The following is a 16,863-nucleotide window of genomic DNA, read 5'->3' as shown; positions in this document are numbered from 1 at the left end:
TGCGTCAAGGGGCTGGGCCGGGATTCGGCCCCGGATCGGCCTAAAGTGTGGTCTGTTCGGTATGGACCGGCGCGGTCTTGCGCGCGGCGATCCAGCAGCCGATCACGATCAGCACCACCCCGGCCAGCGTTTCGACCGTCACCGGCTCGGCAAAGACGATCCAGCCCAGCAGTGCGGCCCAGATGAAGGCGGTATATTCGATCGGCAGCAGGGCCTGGGCCTCGGCCCGGCCATAGGCCCAGCTCAGCAGCATCAGCGATACGGCAGCCAGCGCCGCGCCGCTGGCGATCTCGCCCAGCGTGCCGGTGCCCGGGACAATCGCCCACCAGGGTGCTGCCAGCGCCAGGAAGAACCCGGCAAAGCCCATCTGGAACAGCGCCACTTCCTGCGGGCTGGCGACCTGCGCTTGCTTCCTCTGGAAGATCAGGTTGAAGGCATAAAGCACGGCCGATAGCAGGATCGCGGCGATGCCCCACATGGCATCCTGGCTCAATTCCTCGCGCCCAAGGCGGCCCGCGCCGATCACCAGCACCCCGGCAAAGCCCAGCAGCGAGGCGGTGATGGCGCCCCGTCCGATCTTCTCACCCAGCATCACCGCGGCCAGGTACAGCGCGATCAGCGGGGCGATGAACGACAGGGCGATCGCCTCGGCCAGCGGCAGGCGGATCAGGCCCCAGAAGAAGCTCGTGGCAAGGCCAGCGCTGATCGCCCCGCGCAGGGCGTGAAGCCGCAGCGCGTCGCGTTCGGGCCAGCGCCCGCCGGTGTATTTCCACAAGGGCAGCATCAGCAGCACGCCAAAGGCAGAGCGATAGAGCATCGCGTTATAGGCCCCGACTGCCAGGCTGGCGCTCTTCATCACCGCGTCCATCACGCTGAACAGCGCGATCCCGCTGGTCGCAACCAGGAATGGCATGATCGGATGATGGCGGTTTTGCCCCGGTGGCACAGATCGTCTCCCCTGACTGCCGGGTAGGGGAGCGGCCGCCAGCGCGCAAGCCGGGCGATGGCGCCTTTCCTAATGTGCTATTTCCTGCGATCATTCCGATGTGGTCCTTCGCCTTTCTCGCCCCTGCATTTCCGCCGATCAGGCCGCACTGCGCCTGTCGCGACGGGAGCTTTTGCCAAGGCGGAAAAAATGAGCCTGGACAGTGGTCCAAGTGGTCCACGCGAACCGGTGGGCGGCGATCTGGTCCGCCGCCATGCGCTCGCCACCCGGCTGTGGCACTGGACCAATGCCATCACGATCCTGGTCATGCTGATGAGCGGGCTGATGATCCTCAATGCCCATCCCCGGCTTTACTGGGGGCATTATGGTTCGGATCACGATGCCGCCTGGCTGGTGCTGGCGGATATGGACGATATCGCGTTTCCCGGCTGGATGACGATCCCCACCGACTACAGCCTGGCCGATGCCCGGTTGTGGCATTTCGCCTTTGCCTGGGTGCTGGTGCTGGCCTTCACCGCCTACCTGATCTGGGGGCTGGTGCGCGGGCATATCGCGCGGCGGCTGCACATCACGCGGATCGAATGGAGCCCGCGCCACATCCTGCATGACATCGTCGAGCACGCGAAGCTCAAGTTCCCGACCGGGGCAGCGGCGTTGGATTACAACGTGCTGCAGAAGCTCGCTTATGGCGGGGTGCTGTTCGTGCTGATCCCGGCGCTGATCGCCTCGGGCCTCGCCATGTCGCCCGCGCTCGATGCGGCCTGGCCCTGGCTGGTCGACCTGTTCGGCGGGCGGCAATCGGCGCGCTCGGTCCATTTCATCGCGGCCATGGCGCTGGTGCTGTTCTTCCTGGTCCACATGGCCATGGTGCTGCTGGCCGGGCCGGTGAACGAGGTCCGTTCGATGCTGACCGGCTGGTACCGCCTGCCGCGCGACAAAGGGGAAGCGCCATGATCGTCACGCGTCGCCATGCGCTGCGGTTGGGTGCGGCGGGGGCGGGCGGCCTGCTGCTGTCAGGCTGCGATGCCCTGAATGACAGCGCCACGTTCAAGCACGGCCTTGCCGGGGTCGGCCGGCTTCACGAAGTGGCCCAGCGCGCGATCATTGGTGACAGCCTGGCGCGCGAGTTTACCGAGGCGGATATGTCCCCGGTGTTCAAGGCCAATGGCAGCCTGCGGGTGGCCGATCCGGCCTATCGCGCACTGCTGGAGGGGGGCTTTGCCCAGTGGACGCTGCGGGTCGATGGGCTGGTCCACCGTCCGCTCGACCTGCCGCTCAGCGCGCTGCAGGCCATGCCCCAGCGCACCCAGATCACCCGTCACGACTGCGTCGAGGGGTGGAGCGCGATCGGCAAGTGGCAGGGGCCGCAACTGGGCGCGATTCTGGCCGCGGCGGGGCTGCTGCCCAATGCCCGCTTTGTCGTGTTCCATTGTGCCGACAAGCTGGAAGGCAAGCCGTTCTACGAATCGATCGACCTGATCGAGGCCTTCCACCCCCAGACGATCCTGGCCTGGCGGATGAACGATGCCCCGCTGACCGAACCCCACGGCGCGCCGATCCGCCTGCGGGTGGAGCGCCAGCTCGGCTACAAGCAGGCCAAGTTCATCATGCGGATCGAGCTGCGCGAGAGCCTGGCCGGGCTTTACGGCGGGCAGGGCGGCTTCTGGGAGGATAACCGCGGCTACCAGTGGTGGGCCGGGATCTGATCCCGGGTCAGTCGCCGCACCAGTCGCTGCGCCGCCCGCGCCAGGGCTCGGCGAGGCCTTCGGCAATCAGCCGCGCGCCCAGGCTCTCGCCGGCCCGGGTCAGGGTGGCGAGACGGCGGCCATAGCGATCGTGGCTGCGCCCGGTGCTGACCAGTTCGACGGGACCCGCGTTGAGCAGGGCCAGCAACCGGCGCTTCGCCGCCTCGCCCCGCGCGCGCTCGGCCGGGCAGGCGGCCTGGCTGGTTTCGGGGGCATTGATATCGGCCAGCCGCACCTTCTCCCCGGCTAGCCAGATCGTGTCGCCATCGACCACACAGGTCTGGCGCGGGCATCGCCGCAGAGGCTGAACAGGGCGGCGGCGGAGAGCAGCAGGGCGGGCATGGGCCGCTCCCTGCCGCAGGCCGCACGGCCGCGCTATTCGTGGAAACCCGCAGCTTTGCTCCGCTCGGGAACCTTAAGGCGCCACCGTTACAGGCTGAGGAACAGATGTTACAGGCTGAGGAACAGACCGGCGAGCGCCGCGCTCATCAGGTTGGACAGGCTGCCCGCCACCAGCGCCTTGATCCCCAGCCTGGCGATCACCGGGCGCTGGTTGGGGGCAAGCCCGCCGGTCACCGCCATCTGGATCGCGATCGAGCTGAAATTGGCAAAGCCGCACAGCGCAAAGGTGACCACTGCCACGCTCCGCTCCGACAGGTCCTTGACCTGGCCCAGGTCGATGAAGGCGACGAATTCGTTCAGCACCACTTTGGTGCCGAAAAAGCCCCCGGCGCGCAGCGCTTCGGCCCAGTCCGGCCCGGCCAGCAGCCAGAACACCGGGGCGAAGATATAGCCCAGCACCAGCTGGAACGAGAGGTCCGGCATGCCGAACAGGCCACCGATCGAACCGAGGATGCCGTTGGCCAGCGCCACCAGTGCCACGAAGGCCAGCACCATCGCGCCAACGGCGACGGCCAGCTTGACGCCGGTCTGCGCGCCTTGCGAGGCGGCCATGATGATGTTGGCGGGGCGCTCGTCCTCCAGCCCGTGGACCTCGATCTTGTCGAGTTCGGGCAGCGGCTCGCCCTTGGGATCGGGCATGATGATCTTGGCCATCAGGATCCCGCCCGGGGCCGACATGAAGGCGGCGGCGACCAGGTAGTCGATCCGGATGCCCATGCTGGCATAGGCCGCCAGGATCGTCCCCGCGACCCCCGCCATGCCCACGCTCATTAGGCAGAACAGCTGGCTGGGGGTCAGCGCGGCCAGGTAAGGCCGGATCACCAGCGGGCTTTCCGACTGACCGACGAAGATGTTCGATGCCGCACCCAGGCTCTCGATCTTGGACACCCCGGTGATCTTTTCGAGACCGCCGCCGATCCATTTGATCACCAGCTGCATGATCCCGACGTAATAGAGGATCGAGATCAGCGCCGCGAAGAAGATGATTACCGGCAGGGCGGCGATGGCGAAGCTGGTGCCGCCGATCTCGGGCTTGGCCATTGGCCCGAAGAGGAAATCGATCCCGGCCTGGGCATAGCCAAGCAGCGCGGAAACACCGTGCGCCGCGCCTTGCAAGGCGGCATTGCCCCAGGGAACATAAAGCACCAGCGCGGCAAACCCGGCCTGCAGCGCGAAGGCGGCCCCGACCACGCGCAGGCGGATCGCCTTGCGATCCGTGGAAAGCAGCCAGGCGACACCCAGGATCAGCGCGATCCCGATCAGGCTGTTGACGATGAGCATTACCGGCGTCCCCCATTGTGGTCTGGCCTATCTCGTAACCGTGCCAAGCCCTTGCGCCTAGCCGGAATCGCCGGGACTTCCACAAGCGCGGGAACCTCGCTAAGCCTCACCCATGCAGACTGTCTCGATCCCGCGCTCGCTCTTCGTCCTCGCGATCCTTTACGGCGGCATGGTGCCGTTGGGGGGCTTCCTCGGTGCCAAGCAGGCCTCGCTCGGCCCGCTGGCGGTCGAGGCGGGGATCTTCCCCTTCCTGACCCTGGTTGCGCTGTCCTCGGCGATTGCCGAACTGCACGGGCGGGATGTGGCCAACCGGCTGGTGCGCTATGGCTTCGTGCCGCTGATCGTGGCGATCGGCTGGACCTTCCTGGTCGTGCGCCTGCCAACCGATCCGGGCATGTACGAACCGGCCAAGGAAGCCTTCCCGATCATCATGAGCCAGGGCGCGCGGATGATGGCGGCCGGGATCATCGCCTATGGCGTCTCGGTCACGCTCAACATCTGGCTGTTCGACAAGCTCCGTAACGCGGTGGGCAAGTTCGCGGCCCTGCGCGGCTTCATCGCTGCGGCGCTGTCGCAGATCGTCGATACGGTGATCTTCATCGGCATCAGCTTCTATGGCGTGCGCCCGATCATGGACCTGATGATCGGCCAGGCAGTGGCCAAGGTAGTTCTGTCGGCCGTGCTGGTGCCGGTGATCGTGGTTGTAGCCGTGCGGATCGGGCGGCAGCTCGATGCCCGGCCGGAATGACCGGCGCGGGTGAAAAGGCTTCAAATCCCCGGCCAGCAGGCTAAAGGCCGCACCACCATGACCCAGTCCCACGATCCCCTGATGCTGGCCAAGGCCGAAACCCTGGTAGAGGCGCTGCCCTATCTCCAGCGCTATGCCGGCAAGACCTTTGTGGTGAAATACGGCGGCCACGCCATGGGCGATCCCGAACTCGCGCGCGACTTTGCCGAGGACGTGGTGCTGCTCAAGGCCGTCGGGATCAACCCGGTGGTGGTCCACGGCGGTGGGCCGCAGATCGGCGCGATGCTCAAGAAGCTGGGGGTCGAAAGCAAGTTCGTCGACGGCCTGCGCGTGACCGACAAGGCGACTGCCGAAGTCGCCGAAATGGTCCTCTCGGGCGCGATCAACAAGGAACTGGTCAGCTGGATCGCCGGAGCAGGCGGCAAGGCGCTGGGCATCTCGGGCAAGGATGGCGGGCTGGTCACTGCCACCAAGGTGCAGCGCACCACCAAGGACCCGGAAAGCAATATCGAGCAGGCGGTCGACCTGGGCTTCGTGGGTGAGCCGACCTCGGTCGATGTCACCCTGATCGAAACCGCCAGCGCGGCGGGCATGATCCCGGTGATCGCCCCGATCGCGCCTGGGGCGGACGGCGAAACCTATAACATCAATGCCGATACCATGGCCGGGGCAATCGCGGCCGCACTGGGCGCGGCGCGACTGTTCCTGCTGACCGACGTGGCCGGCGTGCTCGACAAGGACAAGAACCTGCTGACCGACCTGACCCCGGCCGATATCGCCGCGCTCCAGGCCGATGGCACGATCAGCGGCGGGATGATCCCCAAGCTGGAAACCTGCATCCATGCGGTCGAGGCCGGGTGCGAGGCAGCGGTCGTGCTCGACGGGCGCGTTCCCCATGCCATGCTGATCGAAGTGTTCACCGCGCGCGGGGCAGGGACCCTGATCCGCCGCTAGGCCCCGGCCAGACCCCTTTCCCCTCCCAAGGACACCCAACCGATGATCAACGAAGTCCTCATCCCGATCATTGTCCTGTTTGCCAACGTCATCACCACGGCGGTGATCGTGCAGTTCATCCTCGGGCTGCTGATCAGCTTCAACGTGGTGAACTATTCGAACCAGTTCGTCTCGGCGCTGTGGACCGCGCTAAACGCGATCCTCGATCCGATCCTGGCCCCGATCCGGCGGCGGATGCCGCACACCGGCGGCATGGACTTCTCGCCGATCGTGCTGCTGCTGCTGATCCAGGTGGCGATCATCATCCTGTCTTACATCGGGCGTCAGGTCTGATGAGCCAGGCGGCGATTATTGATGGCAAGGCCTTTGCGGCCAGTCTGCGCGCGCGCGTCGCCATCGCCGCTGCTGCCTTTGAACGTCAGGCCGGACGCAAGGCGGGCCTGGCCGTGGTGCTGGTCGGCGAAGACCCGGCCAGCCAGGTCTATGTCCGCAACAAGGGCAAGCAGACGGTCGAGGCCGGGATGGCCAGCTTCGAGCACAAGCTGCCCGCCGATACCGACCAGGGCACGCTGCTGGCGCTGGTCGAGCGACTGAACGCCGACCGGGCGGTCGATGGCATCCTGGTGCAATTGCCCCTGCCGGGCCACCTTGATGAGCAGGCGGTGATCGCCACGATCAGCCCGGACAAGGATGTCGACGGGTTCCATGTGATCAATGCCGGGCGGCTCGCGGTTGGCCAGCCGGGTTTCGTACCCTGCACCCCCCTGGGTTGCCTGATGCTGCTCAAGGACCGGCTGGGCAGCCTCTCGGGGCTCGATGCTGTGGTGATCGGCCGTTCGAACATCGTCGGCAAGCCGATGGCCCAGCTGCTGCTGGCGGAAAGCTGCACCGTGACCATCGCCCATAGCCGCACGCAGAACCTGCCGGAAGTGGTGCGCCGTGCCGATATCGTCGTGGCCGCCGTGGGCCGTCCGGAAATGGTCAAGGCCGACTGGCTCAAGCCCGGCGCGACCGTGATCGACGTGGGGATCAACCGCGTTCCGGCGGCGGAAGAGGGCAAGACGCGCCTCGTCGGCGATGTCGACTTTGCCGGGGCCAGCGCGGTTGCCGGGGCGATCACCCCTGTGCCGGGCGGGGTCGGGCCGATGACCATCGCGGTCCTGCTGCGCAACACGCTGGTGGCCGCCCACCGCAACGCGGGGGTGGCGCTGGAGGACGATGCGCTTTAGGCTGCGGCCCATGAAGCGCACTATCATCGCAGCCACGCTCTCACTGGTTCTCGCCGCCTGTTCGTCGGGCCCGGGAGGCCGGGCGGGCGGAATGCCCCTGAAGCCTGCCGCCAACCCCAGCGCGGTCATCGCCGCCGAACTGGCCTTTGCCCGCCTCGCGCAGGAGAAGGGTCAGTGGGCCGCGTTCCGCGCGACAGCCGCCAAGGATGCGGAAATGTTCGTGCCGCAGCGGGTAAAGGCGGCCGACTGGCTGAAAGGGCGGGCCGAACCGGCAACGGCGGTCAAGTGGCAGCCCCACGCCGTCTGGTCGAGCTGCGATGGCTCCTACGCGGTCACGCGCGGCGGCTGGGTCAGCCCCAATGCCAGCGGCAGCTTCGCCACGATCTGGCAGCGCCAGAACAACGGCGACTACAAGTGGATCGCCGATATGAGCCTCACTTCGGACGGCCCGTCGCGCCCGCCCGAGATGATCGCGGCGCGGGTGGCCGAATGCAAGGTGCGACCCAGCGAATCCGGACTGGTGATCCGGACCGATACCGACTGGCGCACTGCCGCCTCGCGCGATGGGACGCTGCGCTGGGGTACCGGGGTGACCACGCTCGGCAGTCGCACCATCTCGGTGTCGTTGTGGACCGGCTCGGGCTTCGAGACGGTCGTTGAGCACACCGTTCCGGCTGCTGCACCGGCCCGTTAAGCCATGCTCGAGCTGTTCCTCTCGGCCTTCATCGCGCTGTTCGTGGTGATCGATCCGCCGGGCTGTGCCCCGATCTATGCCGGGCTGACCAGCGGTGCGAGCCGCGCCCAGGCCCGGGCCATGGCGATCCGGGCGACCTTCATCGCCACGATCATCCTGCTGGTCTTTGCGGTGTTCGGCGAAGACCTGCTTGGCGCGCTCCACATCGAGCTCGATTCCTTCCGGATCGCCGGCGGGATCATGCTGTTCCTGATCGCGCTCGACATGGTCTTCGAGAAGCGCACCCAGCGGCGCGAGGAGCGCGCGGAAAAGGTCAAGGCCACCCCGGAAATCGAGGATGTCTCGGTCTTCCCGATGGCCATGCCGATGATCGCCGGGCCGGGCTCGATCGCCACCATCATGCTGCTGACCGCGCGTGCCAGGGGGACGGAGGAAACTCTGGTCGTGCTGGGCGCACTCGGCGCGGTAATGGTGCTGACCCTGCTGGCGCTGGTTGCCGCCGGACCGCTGATGAAGGTGCTGGGCGCGCGGGTCGAAGCCGTGATCACCCGGTTGCTGGGCGTGCTGCTCGCCGCGCTGGCCTCGCAATATGTGATCGACGGGCTGAAGGCGACGCTGGCCTAGCCGTCCGCGCCGCGCCTTACTGCAAGGTCACCCGGTCGTCGCCGGAATCCCGCTTGCCGAAGAACTGCATCAGCTGGATCAGTAGTTCGCACCGCGCAGCCAGGTCATGGGCTTCGAGCAGCGCCTGCTTCGCCGCCGCATCGAACGGCGCGATCTGGCTCACGCCATCGATCAGCGAGGCATCGTCAAGCCGCATGACCGCTTCCCAGTTGACGGCATAGCCCTGGACATCGGCAAAGCGCTTGGCCTCGCGTTCGAACCCGGCGCGTTCGACCGGCGACAGTGCCTGGTGTTCCGGTTCTTCCAGCAGTTCGGCTTCGACTTGCCGGAACGGGGTAATCACCTCCAGTTCGCGCAGCACCCGGAACCGCGCCTCGCCCTCCAGTACCAGATTGAAGCGGCCATCCTCCAGCGCTTCCACATCGATGATCTTGCCCACGCAGCCCACGCTGAATAGCGGCGCACCGTCCTCGGGCTTCTGCGGCTGGATCATCCCGATCCGCCGGTCGCGGGCGAGGGCATCCTTCACCATCGCCCGGTAACGCGGCTCGAAGATATGCAGCGGCAATTGCAGGCCGGGGTAAAGCACCGCGCCGGTCAGCGGAAAGATCGACAGGCGCACCGGCGCGCTCACCCGAACAGCACCAGTGAAAGCTTGCGGCGCTGGGCGGCAACCCAGGGGTCTTCCAGCCCCACAGCTTCGAAGATCTGCAACAGCTTGGCCTTTGCCGCGCCGTCGTTCCATTCGCGGTCGGCCGCGATCATCGCCAACAGGGTTTCCGCCGCGGCATCGCGCTGACCGGCGGCAAAGGCGGCGGTGGCATAGGCCAGTTGCCCGTCCGGATTGCCGGGCGTGGCGGCGGCCTTCAGCCCGGCCAGCTCATCGTCGGCGGGGCGGTCCTTGGCGAGGTCCAGCGCGGTGCGGGCGCGGGCCACCTCGGCATCCTTGGCCAGCGAATCGGGCAGGGCGGCCAGCACGGCTTCGGCTTCCTCGATATGGCCTGCTGCGGCCAGCGCGCGCACCAGCCCGGCCTGGGCGGCGCCATTGTCCGGCGCCATCTCGGCGATCTGCATGAAAATCCCGGCGGCCCGTTCGGCATCGCCGCTCGCCAGCACGTCCTCGCCCATGGCGATCAAAGGGGCCACATCCTGCGCCGGGGCCGCGCCGCCGGGCTGCACCGGCAGCTTGGCCAGCAGCTGATCGAGAATGCCCTTCAGCTGCGATTCGCTGCGGGCATTGGTCAGGTCGGCCACCGGCTGGCCCTGGAACATGGCATAGACCGTGGGGATCGATCGCACCTGGAACTGCGCGGCGATGAACTGTTCCTCGTCCACGTTGACCTTGGCCAGGACCACGCCCTTGTCGGCATATTCTGCGGCGACCTTCTCCAGCACCGGGGTCAGCGCCTTGCAGGGGCCGCACCATTCGGCCCAGAAATCGAGGATGACGAGGCTGCTCATCGACGGTTCGACCACGGTCTTGCGGAACCGGTCGACCGCCTTCTGCTCGTCAATGCTGAGGCCCATGCTTGCCAAGGGAAGAACTCCAGTTGAATCTGCGCTTGGCCCCAATGTGGGCTTTTGCGCCGGTTTGTGAAGGGCCAATGCGGCTCTTTCAAAAGAAGCGCATTTTCCCCTTGGCAAGCGCCATACCCGATGCTAACCGCGCGCCTCTCCCCGGCCCCTGCCGAACCGGCAAGCGGGCTTTGGACGTTCAGAGCGGGCGTAGCTCAGGGGTAGAGCACAACCTTGCCAAGGTTGGGGTCGAGGGTTCGAATCCCTTCGCCCGCTCCAGTTTTCCTATAAAATCTAACTATTTAAAAATTCGCTATCCGGCGGAAGCGGCTGATTTTGCCGTGTTCGGATTGTGTTCGGATTTTCGGGAATATGTTCGGATTTCAGCGGGTCCGAGAACGCCTGATTCCGCTACCGTTTGCGGTATGCTCCAATTCTTCCCAGCTCGTGGCAGGCAGGTGCGGTTTTCCAAATTCGGAGAATTTCACCGAGCCCGTTTCCCCGATCGTGAAAAAATCGCATGTTCGGATCGTGTTCGGATTCGAATGACGGATTGAATTTCGGGGGATTGGTGGCGAAGGGTTCTGCAGATAACGCCAAAAGCATGGTCACGGCGTCAAAGACGTTCCGTGAGGGTGCTATCTATCTCTACCAGCGATCCGACTTCAAAAAGCCAACTTGGCTGTGCCGGATCAAGATCCCCAACACCAAGGGCTACATTACCCGCAGCACTGGTACTGGCGATGAGCATCAGGCGTTCAAGTTCGCCGATGACCTCTACAATCAGCAGCTGGTCAAATCGCTGACGGGTGAGACGGTCGTCGGAAAGCGGATTGGACCCGCCATTGATGCCTACGTGCGCCGGATCGAGGTGGACAAGGAGCGGCTATCGATCCGCTACAAGATCTTGCTGATGAACAGAATCAAGCCCCACTGGGCAAAGAAGCTGTTCGAGGACCTGTCGCCGGCAATGATTTCCAAGCTTGTCGACAAGCTTATTGAGAACGCCAGGGATGGCAGGCTGTCCCCCAACACGATCAAGCGGATTTACTCCGACCTGAAACACTTCCTCCAGTGGACGATCGACGAGGGCTACCTCGATCGGATGCCAAGGTTCCCGAAGACGAATGGGCAAGCTGCACGCAGGCCGCACTTCGATCCGAGAGATTGGCAGCGACTGACACGCCATCTCAGAGAGTTCATCAAGGTCGAGAATAAGGCGGTTAGACGTGACCGCATGATGCTCAGAGACTATGTTCTGATTCTAGCGAACACAGGCATCCGTGTGGGTGAAGCCCGAATTCTTAAATGGAGGGATATTCGCGAAGTCGGCGGTGGCCCTGATACTCCACCGAACATCGTCCTGACCGTGTCTGGCAAAACAGGCAAACGTGAGGTTGTGGCGGCATCGTCGGAAATCAAAACATACCTCAAGCGGATCCACGACCTCAGAATTGAGGAGCTGGCGACGGATGACATTCCACATCCAAAACTGGATCCTGAGAGCCTGGTGTTCTGCCACAAAGACGGATCGGAAATCGGATCGTTCAAAAAATCATTCGCGGCACTGCTCAAATCGGCCAATGTTGAGAGAGACACGCATGGTCAGGTGCGAACGCTTTACTCTCTCAGGCACACCTATGCGACTTTCCGCCTTCAGAATGGCGTCCACCAGTTCACGCTGGCAAAGAACATGGGAACGTCGGTCGCGATGCTGGAGCAGTACTACGGCCACACTTCAAACATTGCAGCTGCCGACGAGCTGACTAAAAGAATCAAAAAAACGGTATCGGGTGCCAAAACGTCACTAAGCTGGTTAACTGATTGATCTAGAAATGAGGTTGCCGTGAAAAGTGTGAAGTTCAGCCTGCTGGTTCAGATTGATGGCGGGGAAGAGAAGAGATTTGAAATCGGGTCAGAGGTTCTTTCGCGAATGTCGAGCGGCATACCCGATGCTGCCGATAGCCAGGATATCCTGCATTTTCTTGCAATGAGCCCCTCTTCCGAGGTGCGCGCCGATGTCGCTTATAAAGACTGCATATCCGAAGAAACCGTCGAACTGTTAGCAAATGACAATTCGATAGACGTCCGACGCAGGCTGTGTGGTCAGACGCCATTCAGTGAGTGGGCTACGACTGAAAAGTTGATTGAGTTCATCAATCTGGATCTAGACTGCGCTCGCACCATTGCGGGACGCATCAACGAATACAGCAATGCTGATACCAACGAGGTTGCAGCGGTGCTCAGAGATCACAGCGATCCTGATGTTCGGCGCGCATTGGCCGGCTGTTGGGGTATTGCGAAAAGCATTGCGAAGCAGCTCCTCAAGGATGCGGATCCCGACGTCAGGGCCGCAGCGAAGCGCACGTTGGACTGAACGGCAATTAAGCTAGAGCGATGCTATAAGGCTCGTGGACTTATATAAAATGTGGGGGGACCCGGCGGTATCAACTGAAAGGAGATGCCGCCGTGGAACTCAAATTTGTAGCCAGCGCTAAGCCGAAGCAGGTCGAGCCTGTTATTCAGCGACGTCAAAAGCTGGTCATGCGGATCGATCAGCAGATCGGCTATGTTCGTCAGATGATTGCGGGCAAGCCTCAACAAGCAGCCTGGGCGCGGCTAGATGAAGATGGCTGCTATGTCTTGCCCATCAAATACGGCCGCCAACAGATCGAACTGAAGAAGGGTATGTTTGCAGTTCAGTGCACTGACCTTGATCAGGTGGAAGCAGCGTTATGTTCAATCCGTACGATGATCGGTCAGGGCGATTTCGACGACCAGCTTGCAAAAGTTTCAGCAGCGATACGAGCTAAGTTTAAAGCCCGAACCTAGAACGCAAAATAACAAAAAATTAGAAAAATCAGAATGCTAACCAGCAGCCATAGGGATGATGTGGGTTGAGATCGTCTGGTCTCGAGCTGTGCGATCATCGCCTGTATTTGACCTTGCTGCTGGTATAGCTGCTTCAGGGCCTCCCGCATCGTCGAACTAGGAGTCTTCGGCAAGAATGCTGGCGTCTCGAAGCAGTTTCAGAGCCTTCCGAAGCCTCGGCAACGGGTTGTCATATGGTGCTCCTAATTCCGCGATAGCCGATTGATGCAATGATTTCGCCTCAGCTAGAATGGCTGAAACGTGAGGATCTGCCGTGGTAATGTCACATCGCTCCAACTCGACAGGGCTCAGCTGTAATCGGTCAGCGTCTTTTTAGCTGCGGCGACAACCGCAGCATCAAACGCTCCTGAGTACTTTACGACAACGGCTTCAAACGATGCATCCAAGCGGCCCATGTCGCGCAAGGCTTGCAAACCAGCAGTTTTTCCACCCTTTAGAACGCTGGTCGAAACAGCGCTTAGAATGTCGGTGTCTTTGATCTTCCGCCGGAGGTAGGTAGCTCGTGTAGGCCTCTCATTCTCAATCGATTTGAGATATTCGTAGGCGTACAGCGCCTCCCAAAGCGCCTGATCAACCTCTGCGCCAGCCTGGTGCTTAGAAGCCGAGACCTGCCAAAATCGGCTTACGGCCGCATCATGGACTTTCTGCGAAATCTCAACATCTTTGCCCGCAGCGATGTTAGACTTGGCGTTTGCGATGGTGGTGCGCAGATCCTTTAATGAAGTCGATTTTTCGACGTTCGTGAGAGCATTGGAATTGTTGAGCAACATAACCCCCAAAGATGAACTTGATTCTGTGGGGTGATATTGAAGCGCGATCGATGCTCAAGCAAGATACAGGGCGTTCTATCTGGATAGGCGGCGTCGAAATCGAGCCATCAGTAAACTGACATGTTCGGGATAGAAACGGCCACCTCGAACCGTGGCGATCCCCATACCATTCAGGCGGCGGGCAATCTCGCTCAGTGACAAGCCAGCATCGACCATTGGCATTATCATTGGGCGCAAAGTCTCTGCTCTCTCGTCGGCAGCCTTGCGGTTTCGCTCCGCCAGCAGCTTCCCGTTCTTTCCAAGTTGAACACCTCGCTTCTTTGCCTCGGCTAGGGCATTGCGGGTCCGTTCCGAGATTAGGCGGCGCTCCTCCTGGGCGAGGGCGGCGAAGATGTGCAGCTGGAAGTCGGTGGCGTTTGGCATCTCAGCAACCACCAGCCCAATCCCTTGCTCCATGATCGATGCAATGAAGCTGACCTTGCGGGAGAAGCGGTCCAGCTTTGCGATCAGCAGCTTGGCATCATTCCGCTTGGCGTGATTAATTGCCTTCCACAGTTCCAACCGTTCGTCGTTCTTGCCCGATTGGACCTCGACATATTCGGCGATCACTTCATCGTTATCGGGTAGGAACCGCTCAATGAGGGAGTGTTGGGCAGCAAGCCCTAGTCCTGACTTGCCCTGCTTCTCAGTCGAGACCCTGAAATAGGCAACATATCGAGCCATTTTCTGTTTTCCGTCAAAAGCAAACCAACGTTTATGTTTGACGGGCTCTGATGGATCGGCAGGCTGGGCAACAAGGCTCTGCGCCATTAATGGGGTAGAGGAAGTAACGGTGGTGGGTTTGGCCTATAGGTCACTGCCAACTCTGACAGATCGAGAAGGGCGGCTTAATTTCGGTCGATTTGATGTTGATCAAATCGGACTGCGCACAAACGTGATTTGAAGCTGATGACTCCCGAGGGAATTCAGCGACCCGATTCCCTGTCACTAGCCCAGCACCAATCGGATTGGTGCTGGGCTTTTGTTTTGACCGATTTACATTTTCGGTAGGGCGGCTTGAGATCGCTCATCTCAGTTTTACAACCAGTTCATCCAGCCATAGGATCAGTGCATGGGTAGTGCTGGATGCGCTTTGTATGATGCAAACAGGAACCGCTTGGAGGTTATCCGTCCAGGCGAAAGCATGAAGCGGTACATCCCCTGCACCAATATTCGACCGCCGCACGATCGAGTGCACGGCGTCCAGGTTGATGGTGATGACATCTGGGTTCTGGTCGGATCGAGCACCAATCCAAGACCGAACCGTAAGTTTCTCTACCGCTTTTCATCCCTGTCAGGTGGCGGCAGCCGATCCATTTGACACTTCGGCTAATCCAACTAATTGTTGTGACGAATTGAGTGAGGTCTCTGCTGAAGCAGATGGTATACTTCCAAATATGAAAATAACGGGGTCGTAGATGGAGCACGAGGCGCTGGTAACTTTGACGGCAGACATTGTTGCCGCTTACGTGAGCAACAATGAAACTGTAGCAGAAGCTGTTCCCGTACTGATCGGTTCGGTGTTCTCAGCTCTGGCAGCTGCGGGTGAACCAACTCAGCCAGTTGTCGAAGAGAAGCTAACCCCTGCGGTCTCCGTCAGATCGTCTGTGAAGCCTGAGGCAATCACCTGCTTGGAATGCGGGTTCAAGGGCAAGATGCTGAAGCGCCACCTCAGCACTGAGCACGGTATGAGCCCTGAATACTACAAGGCTCGTTGGTCGCTTCCGAAGGACTACCCGCTGGTTGCTCCTGCTTATGCTGAGCAGCGCAAGGAGCTGGCGGTGAAGATTGGGTTGGGGCGTAAGCCTGGGCAGAAGCGGGGGCGTAAGAAGGCTAGCGCCTGAACGTATTGAGCCTGATTACCTCAGAACGATGATCGTTGCGCCCTGTCGGGTCAGCTCATTCTTTTGAGGCATCAGGCTCACCTCCGAACCTTCATAGATCTCGAATGATTTGATGGGCGCTGATTGCAAAGCCTTGATAAGCTCCTGCTTCGTCTTCGGCTTCTGGATTTTCGACAACATCACCAATCTCCCTGACCATCGGAAACGAGGAAATCAGGTAAGTCGAATTCCCTGTTTGAACGGGTTTGAGTGGTGTTTCGGCTGGCAAGGGTCTGGTTGCTCGGAAACGATGTCTCGCCCTTAGAAACAGAATTTTCTCCCAGCAATTCATCAACCATCTGGAACTGGTGGTTTCTCGTAGCGAGAAGCTGGGATTGATGGAGGATGTAATCGGCCATCAGTTCAACGAGGACTGACGTCCTCGTTCTGCCACTTGCGTGGCAGATTGCATCAAAGCGGGATCTAAGGGGACTTGGTGCGTTGAAATTGATCAGAGATGTGGGGTCCATTGAGCTTCCTTTCCGGATTATTGTTGTGTTTTAGGGTTATAGTTATTGATCAAGGACCGTTGCGGCTCGGACCCTTGGGTTCAGATTAAAGCGGCTTGATGGGTGAAAGGGGTCTGTACCCAGCGATCACGGGAGACGAAGGTTCATCAAGTCTATCGATGCCACGAAGTCAGATTTGTCCCTGAACTTCGTGATGTAGTCGAGCCAGCCATGGTCAGCGCCATGCTGGCAATCAGTCTGGTGGTAGCCCCAATCGGTTGATTGCCAGTGGCTAACGATCTCCGACTGAAACTGGTCATGGAGCCTGCCGGGGCAATCAATGATGGCATGGTAATGCAGCCGCTTATCCTGCGTGCCTTCGAGGATTGGAACGACAGCTAGCCCTTTGCCATATCGCTGGGCAGCTTTGCCAAATGCCGCCCGATTGAGGCGGTTCATAAAATGCCGAAAATTCTGAGATGCTGCAACAGGGGTAATGGAAATGCGGCTGCAACCATTATCGCCATTAACAAAAATCGCCTGTCTGAGGGTTAACGTGATGGCACAAGGTGCCTGCCAGCTATCGATATCAACCCAGTCTCTGAAAGCTTTTCTGATTAATTCCCTGTTGCTTTGGCGCACCTGTAAATCCCGTTTTTCTATAAATATAAGGTATTTATCTCCTATTTATC

The 16,863-nt window shown here is 61.3% G+C and carries 22 protein-coding genes and 1 tRNA gene; 13 read left to right on the top strand and 10 right to left on the bottom strand.

The features are described from left to right. Window positions 1–40: 40 nt before the first annotated feature. Entirely contained in the window at window positions 41–913 is an 873-nt protein-coding gene (locus O9281_RS12975; protein WP_298186596.1) for a DMT family transporter, read from the bottom strand. Between the two features lie 222 nt (window positions 914–1,135). Here O9281_RS12975 and O9281_RS12970 point away from each other — a divergent pair, with 222 nt between their 5' ends. Together O9281_RS12970 and O9281_RS12965 are read left to right on the top strand one after the other, a co-directional pair. Further along, window positions 1,136–1,900: a cytochrome b/b6 domain-containing protein gene (locus O9281_RS12970; RefSeq protein ID WP_298186593.1), complete on the top strand. Its 765-nt coding sequence runs from the start codon at window positions 1,136–1,138 to the stop codon at window positions 1,898–1,900. Beyond that, on the top strand, window positions 1,897–2,652 hold the full coding sequence (locus O9281_RS12965) for a molybdopterin-dependent oxidoreductase (RefSeq protein WP_298186591.1): 756 nt from the start codon (window positions 1,897–1,899) through the stop codon (window positions 2,650–2,652). The genes O9281_RS12970 and O9281_RS12965 overlap by 4 nt, the downstream gene beginning before the upstream one ends. 7 nt (window positions 2,653–2,659) lie before the next feature. Here the strand turns inward: O9281_RS12965 and O9281_RS12960 are convergent, their stop codons facing one another. Continuing rightward, window positions 2,660–2,965 (bottom strand): thermonuclease family protein, encoded by a 306-nt coding sequence (locus O9281_RS12960; protein WP_298186587.1) that lies wholly within the window; start codon window positions 2,963–2,965, stop codon window positions 2,660–2,662. A 176-nt stretch (window positions 2,966–3,141) separates the two neighbouring features. Continuing rightward, window positions 3,142–4,374, bottom strand: coding sequence for a NupC/NupG family nucleoside CNT transporter (locus O9281_RS12955; RefSeq protein ID WP_298186584.1), 1,233 nt, complete (start codon window positions 4,372–4,374; stop codon window positions 3,142–3,144). 112 nt (window positions 4,375–4,486) lie between these two features. Here O9281_RS12955 and O9281_RS12950 point away from each other — a divergent pair, with 112 nt between their 5' ends. From O9281_RS12950 to O9281_RS12925, 6 genes are read left to right on the top strand one after another with little or no spacing between them, the layout of a single operon-like run. Further along, window positions 4,487–5,122, top strand: coding sequence for a queuosine precursor transporter (locus tag O9281_RS12950; RefSeq protein WP_298186581.1), 636 nt, complete (start codon window positions 4,487–4,489; stop codon window positions 5,120–5,122). 57 nt (window positions 5,123–5,179) lie between these two features. Continuing rightward, window positions 5,180–6,076: an acetylglutamate kinase gene (gene argB, locus O9281_RS12945; RefSeq protein WP_298186578.1), complete on the top strand. Its 897-nt coding sequence runs from the start codon at window positions 5,180–5,182 to the stop codon at window positions 6,074–6,076. A gap of 42 nt (window positions 6,077–6,118) precedes the next feature. Then, window positions 6,119–6,409, top strand: coding sequence for a YggT family protein (locus O9281_RS12940; protein ID WP_298186576.1), 291 nt, complete (start codon window positions 6,119–6,121; stop codon window positions 6,407–6,409). Next, window positions 6,409–7,305 (top strand): bifunctional methylenetetrahydrofolate dehydrogenase/methenyltetrahydrofolate cyclohydrolase FolD, encoded by an 897-nt coding sequence (folD, locus tag O9281_RS12935; RefSeq protein WP_298186573.1) that lies wholly within the window; start codon window positions 6,409–6,411, stop codon window positions 7,303–7,305. The genes O9281_RS12940 and folD overlap by 1 nt, the downstream gene beginning before the upstream one ends. 10 nt (window positions 7,306–7,315) lie before the next feature. Continuing rightward, the gene (locus O9281_RS12930; RefSeq protein ID WP_298186571.1) at window positions 7,316–7,999 is read left to right on the top strand and encodes a hypothetical protein; all 684 of its coding nucleotides are present in this window, start codon (window positions 7,316–7,318) and stop codon (window positions 7,997–7,999) included. A gap of 3 nt (window positions 8,000–8,002) precedes the next feature. Beyond that, window positions 8,003–8,623: a MarC family protein gene (locus O9281_RS12925; RefSeq protein ID WP_298186569.1), complete on the top strand. Its 621-nt coding sequence runs from the start codon at window positions 8,003–8,005 to the stop codon at window positions 8,621–8,623. 16 nt (window positions 8,624–8,639) lie between these two features. On the opposite strand, the gene O9281_RS12920 is transcribed toward O9281_RS12925, so the two are convergent. Further along, entirely contained in the window at window positions 8,640–9,245 is a 606-nt protein-coding gene (locus O9281_RS12920; protein WP_298186950.1) for an LON peptidase substrate-binding domain-containing protein, read from the bottom strand. An 8-nt stretch (window positions 9,246–9,253) separates the two neighbouring features. Continuing rightward, window positions 9,254–10,150 (bottom strand): tetratricopeptide repeat protein, encoded by an 897-nt coding sequence (locus O9281_RS12915; protein WP_298186567.1) that lies wholly within the window; start codon window positions 10,148–10,150, stop codon window positions 9,254–9,256. A gap of 192 nt (window positions 10,151–10,342) precedes the next feature. On the opposite strand from O9281_RS12915, the gene O9281_RS12910 reads away from it, so the two are divergent. The 4 genes from O9281_RS12910 (at window position 10,343) to O9281_RS12895 (ending at window position 12,970) form a co-directional block, all read left to right on the top strand. Next, window positions 10,343–10,417: transfer RNA gene (locus O9281_RS12910), tRNA-Gly, on the top strand. 292 nt (window positions 10,418–10,709) lie between these two features. Further along, window positions 10,710–11,966 carry a tyrosine-type recombinase/integrase gene (locus tag O9281_RS12905; protein ID WP_298186564.1) on the top strand — a complete coding sequence of 419 codons (1,257 nt, stop codon included), beginning with the start codon at window positions 10,710–10,712 and terminating at the stop codon, window positions 11,964–11,966. Between the two features lie 27 nt (window positions 11,967–11,993). Then, on the top strand, window positions 11,994–12,515 hold the full coding sequence (locus O9281_RS12900; RefSeq protein WP_298186562.1) for a hypothetical protein: 522 nt from the start codon (window positions 11,994–11,996) through the stop codon (window positions 12,513–12,515). Between the two features lie 92 nt (window positions 12,516–12,607). After that, window positions 12,608–12,970, top strand: coding sequence for a hypothetical protein (locus O9281_RS12895; RefSeq protein WP_298186559.1), 363 nt, complete (start codon window positions 12,608–12,610; stop codon window positions 12,968–12,970). Between the two features lie 347 nt (window positions 12,971–13,317). On the opposite strand, the gene O9281_RS12890 is transcribed toward O9281_RS12895, so the two are convergent. After that, window positions 13,318–13,800, bottom strand: coding sequence for a hypothetical protein (locus O9281_RS12890; RefSeq protein ID WP_298186558.1), 483 nt, complete (start codon window positions 13,798–13,800; stop codon window positions 13,318–13,320). Window positions 13,801–13,875: 75 nt separating this feature from the next. Further along, window positions 13,876–14,610: a recombinase family protein gene (locus O9281_RS12885; protein ID WP_298186556.1), complete on the bottom strand. Its 735-nt coding sequence runs from the start codon at window positions 14,608–14,610 to the stop codon at window positions 13,876–13,878. Window positions 14,611–15,257: 647 nt separating this feature from the next. Between O9281_RS12885 and O9281_RS12880 the strand changes: the two genes are divergently transcribed. Further along, window positions 15,258–15,683: a MucR family transcriptional regulator gene (locus O9281_RS12880; protein ID WP_298186554.1), complete on the top strand. Its 426-nt coding sequence runs from the start codon at window positions 15,258–15,260 to the stop codon at window positions 15,681–15,683. A 15-nt stretch (window positions 15,684–15,698) separates the two neighbouring features. Here the strand turns inward: O9281_RS12880 and O9281_RS12875 are convergent, their stop codons facing one another. From O9281_RS12875 to O9281_RS12865, 3 genes are all read right to left on the bottom strand, one after another. Continuing rightward, a complete protein-coding gene (locus O9281_RS12875) occupies window positions 15,699–15,863 on the bottom strand; it encodes a hypothetical protein (RefSeq protein WP_298186551.1) in 165 nt (54 codons plus the stop codon). Continuing rightward, entirely contained in the window at window positions 15,863–16,081 is a 219-nt protein-coding gene (locus O9281_RS12870; RefSeq protein ID WP_298186549.1) for a hypothetical protein, read from the bottom strand. Before O9281_RS12870 ends, O9281_RS12875 begins: the two co-directional genes overlap by 1 nt. A 237-nt stretch (window positions 16,082–16,318) precedes the next feature. Beyond that, a complete protein-coding gene (locus tag O9281_RS12865; protein ID WP_298186546.1) occupies window positions 16,319–16,813 on the bottom strand; it encodes a hypothetical protein in 495 nt (164 codons plus the stop codon). Between the last annotated feature and the right edge of the window lie 50 nt (window positions 16,814–16,863).

Source organism: Novosphingobium sp., from assembly GCF_027531025.1.
Classification (GTDB): domain Bacteria; phylum Pseudomonadota; class Alphaproteobacteria; order Sphingomonadales; family Sphingomonadaceae; genus Novosphingobium.
The sequence above is the reverse complement of the archived record's forward strand: the minus strand, read 5'-3'. Positions and strand labels throughout refer to the sequence as shown.